The organism is Salibacterium aidingense DSM 18341 (assembly GCF_000429685.1).
Lineage (GTDB): Bacteria > Bacillota > Bacilli > Bacillales > Marinococcaceae > Salibacterium > Salibacterium aidingense.
Window position 1 is genome coordinate 99,150 of record NZ_AUCI01000012.1, and the last position, 14,239, is coordinate 113,388.

A 14,239-nucleotide genomic window follows, 5' to 3' on the forward strand; every position below is an offset into this window, starting at 1 on the left:
TCATTTTTTATTTCTTTTTATGCTTCTCCTTTTTGCCCCCATTTATCCAGTTTGTCATGCGATTTTTTACCGTCTATTCGTGGTCGATAAAACGTTGCAAATACTGATCTACCGTGTTCTTGATGTTTTCTGTCCCTGTTCGTAACTCCTCCACGATCCAATTAAACAGCTCCGTCATAGTTATCTCTTCTTCATAAGGGGAATGCATATTAATATAGGATAAAACATGCCTCAGCTGTTTTTTACGCGGTTCATCGAGAGCTTCATCCATGTACTCCTCGATAAAAGTATGAATAATATTGCCACTCATCGTACTCATTTCTAACAATAGGCTGCAGGCAGAGGAAACCGTAAAATCTAAAGCATGAGCGAAATCACAAAGCTTTTCGTAGGTGTCTTGCCGGAAACGTATTTTAATGCGACGCTTCTCTCCGTATACTCGTAAGATCCTGGTTTGGTTTATTCCGCCTTGTCCTTTTACCATTCGGTTAGGACTTAACCAGTAATCTCGTTTAAAGTTCGGAGACAGACTTTCGATCACCCCATCGGATACCAACCCTTTTTCACATATGGTTTCCCCGACATCTTTTATCGGGCGCCGAGTAATGTAGGATAAACGACCAATACATTCATACAGATCTGAACTTATAGTCGGTTTTACATCTCTTTTTTTGTCCGAACGAGTGGCTCTTTCTTTCTTCTCCCCCACCACTATTCCCTCCTAAAATCAATATTAGAATAGGGACACTTTCCTCCCGTCCCACCGTTATTTTTTATTTATATGGGAGTGGGGAAAACGTTATTACCGCTTCAACATAATCATTGAATCCCTCTACTTTTGAGGTGGTCACAGCGAGGGCAAAGATCATCCGTAATTATCTTTATCAAGCCCTAGTCCTGGGACACTTTCCTCCCGTCCCACGAATAGGCATTAAAAATGGAGGTTTAGACCCTTTTTTTATTGGCGATCATGGAGTATGAAGACAAGTACGGAGGGAAAACACGTGAAGATCAAAATATCTGAAAAAGAGGCGAAAAAGGAAGCTGAAAAAATAAAAAAGCTGGCTGACAAGTATCATTTTCCACGGAAAAAGAAAAAATAATATCGTTGCAAAGTTTTTTATTTTGTTACATCATATTGAGTTAAATAATTAAAGACAGGGACAAATGTTGTTCCTGTCTTTAATTATTTGTAATGGGAACTTATATGTGATCAGTGACAATAAAGAAATTTCATTTAATAGCGGGAAGCCCGATTATAACGGGAAACCCCATTATTCCATTCACCAATGCGGCTTTCTTAATAAATAGTTATTTGTTTTTCATCACCAATTCAATATTCCTCCAATAAAAGTTATCCTTTTTAACATGAGAAGTTGCGTGCCCCTAGTTTCATTTCTTATTTGACTGATACTTAGTTAGGTAAACCTTAATCAGAAACCCTATCAATACAATCAGTACAGCGATGGCTGTAAAGAATAAATAAGGAAATAAAAATGGTGCTACTTCTCTAATTAACTTTAACAGTAAAACGGTACCAAAACTAAACAATAAAAATAGTGAAAAATGTTTCATATATAAAGTCTCCTTTTCCCGTAAACATTATTTGGTTACTATCTTTTCCTTTATTAAGTATGACCGATTTTCCTCTACAAAAAAAAGATTCATTTGTACTGAATTGTAACTTTTTTGGATTTAAAGAAGGTAATTTCAATTTAATGTAGAAATTGGTAAAAGTACAATATTTGTACAAATTTCTATTTGAGGTGATGTATTATGAGAAAGTTTTTCAGTTTCTTAACATTAGCAGTCTTATTGTTAGTTAGTTCATTGTCAATTTATTCAACTTCCGATGCAAAATCAGATGACATTCCAAGAGGACAAAAAATACAAGAAGCAAAAGATTATATCGAAAACAACGTATCAGAACTAACCCAAAAATTGAATGACTTAAGAAATGAAGACAATCTTAGCATGGAAAAAATTGAGGAAACAATAGAAACTCACTATGAAAATAATCCAGCTCCAAGCTTTATGGAAAATGATAAAAACCTATCGATAAAGGATGTTTTTCCCAAAAAAGCCAAAAAGGCTAAAGAAAATAACGGTAAGGTATTAAACATGAATGAACTAACTAATGAGGCTAAAAAAGGTGAGACACCAACTGATGGTAACGTAATAACACTCAATTACAATAACGGTGTAGCAAATATCTTTATCTCAGAAACAGGAGATTTCTACATTACAGAACACAAAACAGTTGAACCAGAAGATGGAACCATTACGACTTTCGATAATAATACCGATACTAAAAGAACGGGGGCATCTGCTTATAATGCTTTAGGCACAAGAATGTTTTCTATGTGGTCAGAAGGGGCATTTTCATACGATGGTGATTCTGTTGATGTTGCTAGCAAGGATGGAGATTGGCAACGTTCCTTTGGTGGTTCAACTCTCTACATTGAGGAACGTGGAGTTGGTAAAGGGCGTAACGTGGTAGAAGGCGATTATGAATATGCAGAAGTGTACACTCGATTATACTATGAGGCAGGATTCGGTATTAAATGGGCTATGATTACATTAAATTCATCTACAGTAGAAACCTATGTAGGAAGTACTGTAGCAGGAAGTACTTATGGTGGAGCTCAACATGTATTTTAAGTAATAAAAACTGCCTTCGGCCTTATCCCTGTGTTATACAGGGATAAGACCTGATATCAACGCTCGTTTTACTTTATTGAAAGGTCTTTTGTTTTATTTTTGCCGCCGCATGTTCAGCATGCTGCTTTTCTTTTTTTGTATAGCGTTCTGTCGTCTGAATCGAAGAGTGCCCCAGTATCCGCCAAGTCCGCTCCCCGCTCCAGCATAAAATGCGTGGCATAGTGCCGGCATGTATGAGGCGTAATACGATGGTACCGGTCCACCGCTTCGTTAACCCGCTTCGAAAACTCCCCACTTAAATACGATGGATGGTAATGGTCACCGGACGGCTTTGGAAAAAAGGCACTCTCCCCAGTGAATATTTCATACACACATCCCCGGCGCGCCCGCATTTCCTTAACAACCTCCAGGACATCCGGAAACAGCCATACCACCCGCTTTTTTCCCCCTTCCCGGTGACTGTCATAAAGTACGTGTCCTCCTTTGTCCGCCAGTACACGTCCTTCCATTTCGCCGTGGCCAATTCCTCAATCCGCATCCCGGTGCTGAGCAGCACGTACAGCATCGTATAAAAAAAGCGGTCCTTCTTTTGAAAGTGATCCAACAGAAATTGCACTTCCTCATCATGCAGGTCCGGAGTAGCAGGTGTAAGTATGGGTTTATATACAGAGCAGATCGCATTTTGCGATCTGTTTTTTTGAGGCATTTGCCATCTCGCTGACCAACCGATCCAGTTTGGCAGAAGTGAGGTGGCATAAGTGGGAAAAGAGGGAAAAGAAGTCGTCCGCCGTACTCACACATGCGGGCACACCCTAATAAAAGACCAATCCAAGTTGGATTTGGTCTTCAAGATGCATCATTATAACGGGATAAAGGCTTAATGATATATTACTTTAGATTCACAATAATGGAAATCCCCCCTCTTTAGTAATTATTTCATCAATTTCTACAATGATTTTACTACTATCAATAATCATAGCAATTAAATGCTGAAGATGTTTAAGCTCAATATATTCTAGCTTTCTGCCATCTCTAACCTTTAACCACTTGGAAAGCAATTGATACCCACCAACCATATGCTCCCACGCTTCAATTGGTACGTTCTCCAAAAATTGTTTTTCATTTAACCACAACTGTCCTTTTGCATCGTCAGAATACTTAAATTTGATAGCGTTATGATCAACCACATTCGTTCCTTCGACTGGAAAGTTTGTTTTTAAACTAGGTTCATATTCAAGTAATAGAACACGTGTTAAATCTTTCCCTTTTTTACACAGATTTAAGAATAAAGTGGGGTTTGATGTAATTTGGATGTGTGGATAATCGCGAGTCAATTCCTCTGCATATCGTTCCTTGTAAAGTGTTGACGATAAAATAGAAATCAAATAACCAAAAATATCAATTGGATCTATTCGACTTTGCTCTTTGTTATCTTTTTTTTCATCATCTATGTTGGAGCATTTTTTATCAACTACTAGTCGTGTTTTTTGTTCAAGCGTTTTGATAAAATTAGGAGAAAAATTCACTTCTGTTCGAGAATTTTTTGTATTTTTAAATAAAAGTGGAAAAATATAAGAGCGGTTTGATGAGTTATCAGAAAGTGTTATGGAATCAATTATGTGTCGACTAACCAGCAGGTGATTGAAAGACTCTCCTTTTGTTAACCTGGTTGTAACCAAAGCAATATTATCATCACGTTCAATCATGTTTCTCATAGTTTTAGCTCTCGGCATGCACAAAAAGCCTCTACTCTTGCCAGTATAATAGGTATACCGAATATCATATGGACGGTAATGTATAGGTACAATATTTTCATCACTTTGTCCTGTATTAATTATGTCTTCTTGGGCCAGGTGAACTTTCCAGTCTCTAACATCTCTAGACAAGTCAAAGTGGTCTCTTGCTTCCTCTGGTGTTAGATTAACAAAAGTAGATATTGTGTCCATAACATCTTCAGTATTCCAATGAATAGTAAAACGATCTCTCGCCGTTACAATGCCTGTCGAGTGCACTGGCATTGCCTCGGTTATACTAACTCCTCTTTCATAATATTCATTGGTGTATGAAGAGAGTTGTGGAGAAAAGTAGTAAAATGGTTTTTTAGGTTTTAATTTTGTCCAAAATAAACTTTTAATGTCATTTGTATTAAGCCATTCATACTTCTCTTCTCTGCTCCCCCACATCTCTGTGTGATAAACGCGTGTTATTTTTCTCCTATTATCCCTCTTAATAAATAGACTAATTGCAATGCCCGTCCTAATGTCAAATATATTTTGATCGTTGGTTGAAATACCCTCTTTTTTGTTTGCGTTGCCATGTAAGTCAATAACGTATAGATCATCAAAGGTCTTCATAAGACTTTCACGCATCCCTCTGAAAGTTGGATTATCCAAAAAACCGTGTGGGGTAATAAAAACCACCACCCCATACCCTCGTTGTGCAATTTTCCACTGAGCAAACCGTAAGAATTTCACGTAATCATCGTTTAACCATTTCGGATTGCGTTCTCCTAATGGCTGGCCATCTACTTTAAAATAAGACTCAACAACTTTTTCAGTGGTTTCATCAAAACCCCGCATCAATTGTTTCATCCATTCTATATCATTAGCAGAATCACCTGAATATGGTGGGTTCCCAATAATAGCCATAATAGGTTCATTACTTTTAATTTTATTTGCCGACTCAGCTTCACCTGCTATAAATTGACTCATAAATAAGGGATTGTTGGTTTCACCAGGTTTATCTAGGGTATTGGTGAGAAAAACACGAAGTCGATTGTCTTGATCACTACCTTCAAAGTTATAACCTGTCTGCTTAAGTTTTAAGTCTAACTTCATGTGGGCTATGGTGTAAGAAGCCATTAAAAGCTCGAAACCATAAAGTCTCGGGAGTAAATTGTTTCTTACATAACCTGACCATAAACCTTGGTTATTCTTAAATGAGTCTTTATAGATATGGTCGATAATTTTATGAAGAAAGGTACCAGTACCAACTGCTGGATCAAGTATCTGAACTTTAGGTATATAATATTTTCTAGTTTGGTTTTTACTAATGATTTCTTCTCTAGTAATGGTTTGGCTAGTATCAGCTAAGCCTTCGTATAAATCAAAATCGTTTTTTAAAATTTTATCTAAACTCCGTACCATGAAACTGACCGCAGCCGTTGGTGTGTAATACACGCCGCGAGTAGTTCTCTCTTCAGGTTTGTAAAAATTAAGAAATGTTTCATAAAAGTGAATCATAGGATCTTCTTTTATAGAGTCAAACTCTTTAAGAATATTTCGAACATCAGTGTTTTTTAAAAGCTGAATCACTTCATCAACTATCCATATTAAAGAATCGTTAAGGGATGGGCCGGCCAAATGATTAAATAGTTCACGTAAGAAGGGGTTTGTCTTTGGAATTAAAAATCCTGCTTTTTCTCTGGTGAAGGCATCTTCAATAACATTTAAACGAGCTGAAAATAACCCATATACAATAGTCTGAGCATACATATCTGCAAATTCGATAGGTGTCAAGGTGTGCATTACAGTTTGTTTCAGTGTTTCATACTGCCTCATGAGATTTTTGTCACGATTAGAACCTTTTACAAATGTTTTATCAATAACTTCATAGATTAGTTTTGCCATAGCTGCCATCCGTTCTGCTAATTCTTTTGAAGAATTCACGGTAGAAGAAGATTGATTATAGAAGTTTTTCAACATTTCTATAAAACTACTTAAACCTTCTGTTTTTATTTGAATAGTATAGTTAGGTTGAAGAATTCCTAATGAAACAGTTTTACGATGCTCTCCTCTAACGTACCATCTAAATTCAATATAATTTGTTAGAATAAAATTTTCTAATCCATTTAAGTAACGTGATATTTGTTCTGTTCTTTCTACATCGTCTAATGAGGTACTAATATCCTTGGTTTCAATATAGCCTATAGGAATGTAACCATCTGAGATAAGGAAATCAGGCATTCCTATATTTTGTCGTTTAGGTTCATTTATAGCGGAGATTCCGTGAAAAGCGTCAAGTAATTGCTTTATTGCAGGACGAAAAGTATGCTCAGTGGAACGTCTAGATTTTGCTTCGTGGGATATAGATTTAAGATACTTTCGGATTTCTGACTTCAAAGAACACCCTCCCCATTATTTATTAATGCTAAATACATCTCTTTACCTTTTAAAGGTCAAAATAAGTGGTATTCTACATCCTTTTTTCATTGTAGTACATGGCTCAATACAAAAAGGCGCGTGATTAGCTAAACGCGCCCCAAATCTTTCTTTATACCACAAATACTAATCTTCTTGATATTCTCCAATTTTTTTAGGTATCAAACTTTCACCCTTCTACAGAATCTAATCTAATTAGTTTCTATAATATCATACTTTTATCATAGAGAATCCCTCTTACACAAAGAATTTTATGTCCCTAAAGTATCTAAGGCATGTTCAGCATCCGCATGCTACTTTTCTTTTTTCGTATACCGTTCGGTCTTCCGAATCGAAGCATATTGAAATGTTTACCAATTTTATGGTATTTTCCCCTAATATAATTAAACTTTTAAAGGAGAAGCCAATGCAGGTGAATATGTATTATTGCTACTTAGAGGACGAATTTTTATTTGCTCTAGCTTGTTCTTATAAGTTTTGTTGTAATAAAAAAAGAAAATAAGAAATGAAAATACAACACAATAATGAAGCTGCGTCATCTCCACTTATTACTACAGCTATTTCTACTTGTCTCTGATTCTGCTCCCTTAACAATTTGTTTACATATTCAATATCTCTCGATATTTTTATATCTTATTGAAAAGTTTTCTGCTTAATCTTAGCCGCTGCATGCTCCCCGTGCTGCCTTTCCCCTTTGGTATAAGCTTCGGTCGTTCGTATGGAAGCATGACCGAGCATAGCACGGACCGAATCCATATCCGCTCCCCGCTCCAGCATGTAATGAGTGGCATAGTGCCGGCATGTATGCGGAGTGATAGGATGTTCCCGGTCCAGGACCGTGTTCACGTGTTTCGAGAAGGTCGCACCGAGATATGTGGCATTGTAAGAACGACCGTCTGGTTTAGGAAAAAACGCCGTTTCTCCGGTGAAACTCTCAACCTCACACCCCCGGCGCATCCGGAATGCTTTCACGACATCCAGGACATCTTCAAATAGCAAAACAATCCGCCGCTTATCTCCCTTGCCTGTGACAGTCAAAAAGTAGGCTTCTTCTTTGTCCCTCCAATATACATCCTTCCACTTCGCAGTGGCCAGTTCTTCAATCCGCATCCCCGTGCTAAGCAGCACGTACAACATCGTATAAATGAATCGGTTTTCGCTCCGAAAATGCGACAGTAACGCCTGGACTTCCTCATCATGCAGATCCCGGTTTACATGGTGTTCAATGTTCACCCCCGCCATTTTCGTGGTCAGGTTCTCTGCAATCATGCCCTCGCGGTATAGAAACAGAAGGAACTGCTTGATCACCGACGTATGACGGGCCAACGTGGCTGAAGCGTAGGAGCCGCTCCGCTGCAGCTGTAATTGATATGAATAAACGAGTGCTGGTGTAAGGGAACGGACACCCCCGTGCTCGACAGCGAATGCCAAAAACGGCCGCAGGGATTCCAGGTATTTATCGATGGTCCGCCTGCTGCGGTCCTCATTCATTTTCGGGCTTTTATGCAAGTAGATATACAACAGATATTCGTCCGGGATCCGCTCCCAGTTCACCCCATCAAAACCCTGCTGCGATATGGCATAGTAATGCGCCGTATCCAAAAAGGATGCTTTTCGGCGTAAGTCTAAATGGGAAACCGTGGAAGAATCGGCCCCCTGCTGGATATTGGCCATCGGTTCCTCTCCCCTTTCGTCCTTTAATTTGACTGATCTATAAACAGATATTAAATGATATACATTCCATGTCTTTCCACCACTATTGTACCATCATTTATAATTGTTGTATTTGAAATATTAATAACTTACATAAAGAAAGCGACTATTTCTTTAGGTATATTATTTATATATCATCTAATTTACAACACAACTATTTATGGTACAATAAAACAAGTTAAAAATGGAAAATAGTAATATGTACTACTATTCATTTTATTTTGAATTTTATTTATCTAATTGAAAGGAGTTTTTATAAATGGAAAATAACGAAGCAAGTTGGAACAAGAAGAAAGTGTTTAGGTATGACCTTCAACCTGAATATATCGCAACGTTATTTATAATTAGTGTCATTGGATTATTAACAGGGATTTGTTTATCCTTAGTTTATCCATTTCCTATTATCCACGCTGAAGCTTTGGAACAACATTTTTTGTTGCTCCCTATCCATACCGTACCTGATGGTATTCTAACGATGATTACTATCCCCGTCTATGGCCTCGCGCTAATCTTTTTGTTTTTCATGCCTATCGACCGTCTGTTTAAGCATAAAAATATCTCGAAGCATTTTTTAATACCTGCAGCAAAAGACATGCTGGGGATTATCGGAATCATAGGAGCTGCCATAATCACGTTGATTTTACTTCAATTATTCTCGGTCAAAATCGTTCAATTACTTTTTTCACAAATCCAACTAGAAGAAAGTACAATTTTAAAATTTCCCTTTGCCATAGCTCTTACGATCTTATCATTTCAATTTCTCTTTCGTAGATTTAGCGGGACGACGAACAAAAGAAAATAAGAAAGGTTGAAAGGAATTCAATTATGGTGAGAAATATTTCAAAACTGGCGGACAAGGAGTTAAAAGACTATCTTGTATCATTAATTAACAGTATAAAAAATTAAAAACAAATGTGGCAAAGCCTTTTGATTTTAAAGGTACTAAGTTAGAATTTATGTCTCATTTATATCGTGAAAAAATGGGAGTAAAAAAAGAAATTAAACGGAGAAAAAAGTTGTTTAAATCCAAATGACTTATGTAGCATCTGATGATTAGGAAATAAAAACAGTTAATGAGTGGTGAATAATTGACTTTTCCTGCAAAAGATTTCGTGAATAGGATACATAGAACGCATACCTTAGAGAGGATGATCAAATATTGGATAACCTTTGTTCCCTCGAGACCATGAAGAAAGAATTTCAAACTCTTCAGCAGCAGATCGAACGGGTTCTTGAGTTTGGCGGCGGCCATACCGGGGAGCAGATCGCCTATGATATGGAGGATGCCGATGAAGTGTTTCTGACTTACCAATACACCCGATTGCTGGATCAGCTGGATGATGTTCACCGTCGTCTGCGGTACCTCCATAAAAAGATTGCGGTAGAAGGACCGCTCATGAAACAGAGTAACGGACGCCCTGCCTTTCCGGATGGTACGGAATTAACCAGCGGCGATGCCTGCGAACTATTAGTAGCCGATGAAGATGGTCCTTATTGGGTATTTACCACGATTGAACATCATGGGCGTTATTATGCCAAAGCCTTCGGCTTTGAGCAGCCGATAGACGGCATGCAGGCACGGATAAGAAGATAGGAGCGGATGACTATGCAACATTTTATGACGGTCCAGCAGGTTCAGGAAGCGGCAAAAAAATCACGAGCTACTATCTACCGCTGGATTGCGGAAGACAAACTACATCCCATCAATGAAGAAACCCGCTCCATTGATGGCGGGTACTTGTTTGATACACGGGAAGTTGAGGACTTGTTGAAACGTGTCGAATTACGCGGATTAACGCTCCGGGAAGCAGCGGACGTTATCGGCGTCACCCCGCAGTATGTATCCAAGCTCCGCCAGAACGGAACTATCCAGGCGCATGATACTTATATTGGAAAACAGCACCGGCTCGTGTTTTCCCGGGCTGAGTGCGAACGGGTGCGGCAGCTGCTTGGAAACCAGGAGACTTCTGCAAGCGATATCGGTACCAAACTGAAACCCTACCACCAGGGGCACCGGTTATTTGCGCCCGTATCGCTGAACGGGAAGACCGGCCGGATCATTCAGGTGCGGCCGGTCCGTGTGCTTTGGGAACACGGACAGAGCACGTTGCCGTCAAAAGATTTCGAGTCCCAGGACAACTGGCCGGAACGCCCATACAGCCGCCGAAAAGGACATGCTGTGTTTCAGTTTCCGATGCCTCGAAGCGGTAATCATGTGCTGTATGACCTGTTGTATCGGATGATGCACGATATCGGGCCTTCGAATATGCAAGTGTTGGATGATCACCAGGGGAATTACAAGATGCGGATCCGCAGCAGTTCCTTTACGGGAACGGAAGCGGATTTTTCGCTCTTGCTGAGCGGACTGATTGAAGGGGATGTAGAATGGAAACAAGAGCGGATAGCGATTCATAGCGATGCGATTCCGGTGACAACCTATTTTAGCAAGCAGGAATTGGATGCGCTGCACTCTTTAAAACGAGAAGATGAGGATATTCATTCCTACATAAAACGAATTTTAATAGGTAACGATTAATGAACTAATGGGGGCTACAATTATTATATAAAAATTTTATATTGTATTACCTCCTTATATCAAGCTGGTTCAACCCTTCTCTTCTCACATGCCCGTACAAAGTTTTTTTCATGTCTCTTGCTAAAGTGTTTGCATTTTTACTTCTTGTTCTATTGAAGGAACAAGCTGGACAAGTGAACTTATACTTACCAAAATAGGTTTTAACCATATTTAAATCAGATATGCAATTTTCTTTTGGACATAAAGGTCCTATCACATGATCAATATCAATAGAATATTGGGTTGTATGTGAAAATTGAACGTGTATGTCTCTATTTTCGATATAAATAATCCATTTAAATCCCCCGTATTCATAATATATTTGGGGATTCCCTGCATTATAAAAACCTCCTTTAAAACTTGTAGGATTATATTGTTTTGATTCTCTGACTTTAATGACCCAATTTCTATATATCGAGAATACTCCATATATTGTCCAAAAAAATAGAATAATTAATAGGGAAGTATATACATAACCAGGTATTCCTAATAATTGAGTGATTCTAAAGTTATTTACAAAATAACCGCAAGCTATTGGAAGCGCTATATTGAGAATTAGAATCTGCAGCGTTGTATTTTTCATTACTTCCTTTGTAACGGCCATATAAAATCCCCCTCTTCTATTCCCTAATTATATCACCTAAATGATAGGATCATCTACATGTTGTGTTAATTTATGATAGAAAATACTATATAAGATATTTATCGGAAATAAATTAGTCTGACTACGATGGTTTTTAATGTGATATTGGAGTATCTATTTCTTTTCTGACACACATTCCAAAGCCAGAATTAACATGACCAAAAAAGCAATTCACCAAGATTTTCGCAATCTCAACCTGTATAAAACGATTAGCAGTATTTATTAAAGTCTTTACATTACATGTATGTGACCACTGACCCGTCCATATCTTCCACCAGTCATGGCTACGAGGAAGCATTTGCCCCTAGCGACGTATCTCTAATAATCGTGCAAAATGCTTAACTTATGTAAATCATTTAATTAATCCTGACAATATGTTATAATAAGATTTCAATTCCATTTTTGATTGCTCCTATTTGGGAGCAGAAAAAGATCGGCCTACCATGAGCCGATCTTTTTATTATTCACTTATTTCCCTTCGCTGTTTTAAACACCTAATTGTAATCAAGTTCAATTTTCTTTTTGTTAATGCTTTTAAAATACACAATACAGTTGATTTGTAAAATAAAAACGCTTGTGTTTCTACAAACGTTTGTCAAAGTAAAAATATTGATATTTTTCTATACACTTGCTATTATATTAATTGCATATTGAATTATTCGTATAATCTTAATTGTTCAAGGGGTTATGGGGACAAAATTTCTCGATATTAACATAAAGACAATGAAAATGCTGCTTTAATATAAGAACAGTAATTTTAATTGCAAAAACACAAGTGTTTTTGCTTACGTTTACGTTTATTATTCTATGTTTACTTGTTTTATTTTTATTCTTATATTAAACTGTATGTATTAATGTTATAGGAAGGGGTTAGTCATGGGACATACCATAAGCTTTGGTTTGCAAAAAGGAGGCGTAGGTAAAACAACCTCTGCAAGTATTACTAGTTACCTTCTAGCTGAATATTATAATTATAAGGTGTTAGCAATTGACTTTGATAGCCAAGGCAACATGACTTTATTTTTAACACAACAAAACATCTATGATTTTCATGAATATACCATTCTGGAAGCAATGAAAGAAAAGAATGCTGAAAAATATATTCATAGAATAACGGACAACCTTCACATTATACCTGCTGAGGATTATCTCATTACTATAAATAGATATCTTCATACCACTTATAGAGGTAAAGGTGATCCATCTCAATTGCTAAAAGAAATATTAGAACCTATTAAACATGATTATGACTATATTGTTATCGATTTACCACCCAATTTAGGAGACCAAACCATTAACGGCCTTACCGCTTCCGATTATACCGTCGTTGTTTTACAAAGCGACCCTTTAAGTTATGATGCATTAGATCGATACATGGATTTCCTTAATGGAGTAAAAGAACATACTAATCCTGACTTATACTTAGCAGGTATTTTGACCACAATGTTAGATAGCCGCGTAGTATTAGACTCAACAATATTAGATTCTGTTAAGGAAGTGTATGACGATATTGTTTTTAACAGTATTATTAAAAGACGAAGTAGAATTAAAGAATTTTCAAATACAGGAATCTCCCATTCCACTAAAAACGATCAGGAAGTTTTAGAACCTTATATTGTTTTTGTAAAAGAACTACTTGATACGATTAATACTACTAATAATTCCTGAGAGGAGGAGCAGCAAATTGTCTTCTAAAAGAAAAGAAATGGCAGAAAACTTAAGAAATAAAACAGAAGGAGAGCGCAAAGGAAACAAAGCGCATGATGCACTGTGGGAAAGTCATACTGATAATTTTGATGATGAAAATACAAACGTAAACACAAGTGAAAATAAAAACGATGTAGCAATAAATAATGATTCCCAAACCCAAAATAATTCATTAGATGAGGAACCAAAAGATTTAACACAATTAGCAGATACTATTGTTAAGAAACGACCTAAACAGAAAAAGTTAAAATTTGAAGATACACACACTAAAGATACGTTTTACGTAAAGAATGACATTTTAAAGGCAATCAACCGTCTGGCAAATAAACAAAAAGGTGAAAAAACTAGAATAGTTAATGAAGCCCTGTATGATTATATTATTAAAATGAGCAAAGAATATTATAACGAAGATTCCTAAAGGGGAAGATGAGAAAATATCATTTTATTGATAGCTAAATTTCGTCTTAAGGAGAGGAGAATGTCAAATGCAAGAGGAACAATCTTTTGTTGTATTAAAAACAGAGTTAGAGGACCGTTCTTTCTTCCGGTTTGATGACATTATTGCCTATGTACCGGCAAGAAGCGCTGTAGAAGCCCATATAGAAATAAATAAATATTATAAAGATAATGAGGAAGATAAGTCAGAGGGAAGACACTGGGTAGTAAACATGAACGATATTGTTGACTTTACAGATTCTATTCTTAAGATCAGGGATGGTGCAGAAGTTACTTCTACCTATGTTCAAAATTAACAAAGAAAGGAATTCCACCTCTTCGTAT

12 protein-coding genes are annotated in these 14,239 nt (G+C 37.1%); 7 read left to right on the forward strand and 5 right to left on the reverse strand.

Going from position 1 to position 14,239, the window contains the following annotated elements; all coding sequences use genetic code 11:
- Positions 1-73 precede the first annotated feature (73 nt).
- On the reverse strand, positions 74-709 hold the full coding sequence (locus G475_RS0113165) for a hypothetical protein (protein ID WP_026701694.1): 636 nt from the start codon (positions 707-709) through the stop codon (positions 74-76).
- A 1,067-nt stretch (positions 710-1,776) separates the two neighbouring features.
- Here G475_RS0113165 and G475_RS0113180 point away from each other — a divergent pair.
- Complete coding sequence (locus G475_RS0113180; protein WP_026701696.1) at positions 1,777-2,661, forward strand: hypothetical protein; 885 nt, start codon at positions 1,777-1,779, stop codon at positions 2,659-2,661.
- A gap of 113 nt (positions 2,662-2,774) precedes the next feature.
- On the opposite strand, the gene G475_RS25060 is transcribed toward G475_RS0113180, so the two are convergent.
- From G475_RS25060 to G475_RS0113195, 3 genes are all read right to left on the reverse strand, one after another.
- Positions 2,775-3,170 carry a tyrosine-type recombinase/integrase gene (locus G475_RS25060; RefSeq protein ID WP_026701697.1) on the reverse strand — a complete coding sequence of 132 codons (396 nt, stop codon included), beginning with the start codon at positions 3,168-3,170 and terminating at the stop codon, positions 2,775-2,777.
- A 390-nt stretch (positions 3,171-3,560) separates the two neighbouring features.
- Positions 3,561-6,782: a type ISP restriction/modification enzyme gene (locus G475_RS0113190; protein WP_026701698.1), complete on the reverse strand. Its 3,222-nt coding sequence runs from the start codon at positions 6,780-6,782 to the stop codon at positions 3,561-3,563.
- Between the two features lie 672 nt (positions 6,783-7,454).
- On the reverse strand, positions 7,455-8,495 hold the full coding sequence (locus G475_RS0113195) for a tyrosine-type recombinase/integrase (RefSeq protein ID WP_026701699.1): 1,041 nt from the start codon (positions 8,493-8,495) through the stop codon (positions 7,455-7,457).
- Between the two features lie 298 nt (positions 8,496-8,793).
- Here G475_RS0113195 and G475_RS0113200 point away from each other — a divergent pair, with 298 nt between their 5' ends.
- The 3 genes from G475_RS0113200 (at position 8,794) to G475_RS0113210 (ending at position 11,070) form a co-directional block, all read left to right on the forward strand.
- A complete protein-coding gene (locus G475_RS0113200; protein WP_026701700.1) occupies positions 8,794-9,336 on the forward strand; it encodes a hypothetical protein in 543 nt (180 codons plus the stop codon).
- A 357-nt stretch (positions 9,337-9,693) separates the two neighbouring features.
- On the forward strand, positions 9,694-10,128 hold the full coding sequence (locus G475_RS0113205; protein WP_026701701.1) for a DUF5348 domain-containing protein: 435 nt from the start codon (positions 9,694-9,696) through the stop codon (positions 10,126-10,128).
- A 12-nt stretch (positions 10,129-10,140) separates the two neighbouring features.
- Complete coding sequence (locus G475_RS0113210; RefSeq protein WP_026701702.1) at positions 10,141-11,070, forward strand: helix-turn-helix domain-containing protein; 930 nt, start codon at positions 10,141-10,143, stop codon at positions 11,068-11,070.
- Between the two features lie 46 nt (positions 11,071-11,116).
- Here G475_RS0113210 and G475_RS0113215 read toward each other — a convergent pair whose 3' ends face one another.
- Positions 11,117-11,713 (reverse strand): hypothetical protein, encoded by a 597-nt coding sequence (locus G475_RS0113215; protein ID WP_026701703.1) that lies wholly within the window; start codon positions 11,711-11,713, stop codon positions 11,117-11,119.
- Between the two features lie 915 nt (positions 11,714-12,628).
- On the opposite strand from G475_RS0113215, the gene G475_RS0113220 reads away from it, so the two are divergent.
- The 3 genes from G475_RS0113220 to G475_RS0113230 all read left to right on the forward strand — a co-directional run bounded on the left by G475_RS0113220 (position 12,629) and on the right by G475_RS0113230 (position 14,211).
- Entirely contained in the window at positions 12,629-13,420 is a 792-nt protein-coding gene (locus G475_RS0113220) for a ParA family protein (RefSeq protein WP_026701704.1), read from the forward strand.
- Between the two features lie 16 nt (positions 13,421-13,436).
- Positions 13,437-13,877 carry a hypothetical protein gene (locus tag G475_RS0113225; RefSeq protein WP_026701705.1) on the forward strand — a complete coding sequence of 147 codons (441 nt, stop codon included), beginning with the start codon at positions 13,437-13,439 and terminating at the stop codon, positions 13,875-13,877.
- 67 nt (positions 13,878-13,944) lie between these two features.
- Positions 13,945-14,211 (forward strand): hypothetical protein, encoded by a 267-nt coding sequence (locus G475_RS0113230; protein WP_026701706.1) that lies wholly within the window; start codon positions 13,945-13,947, stop codon positions 14,209-14,211.
- Positions 14,212-14,239 lie beyond the last annotated feature (28 nt).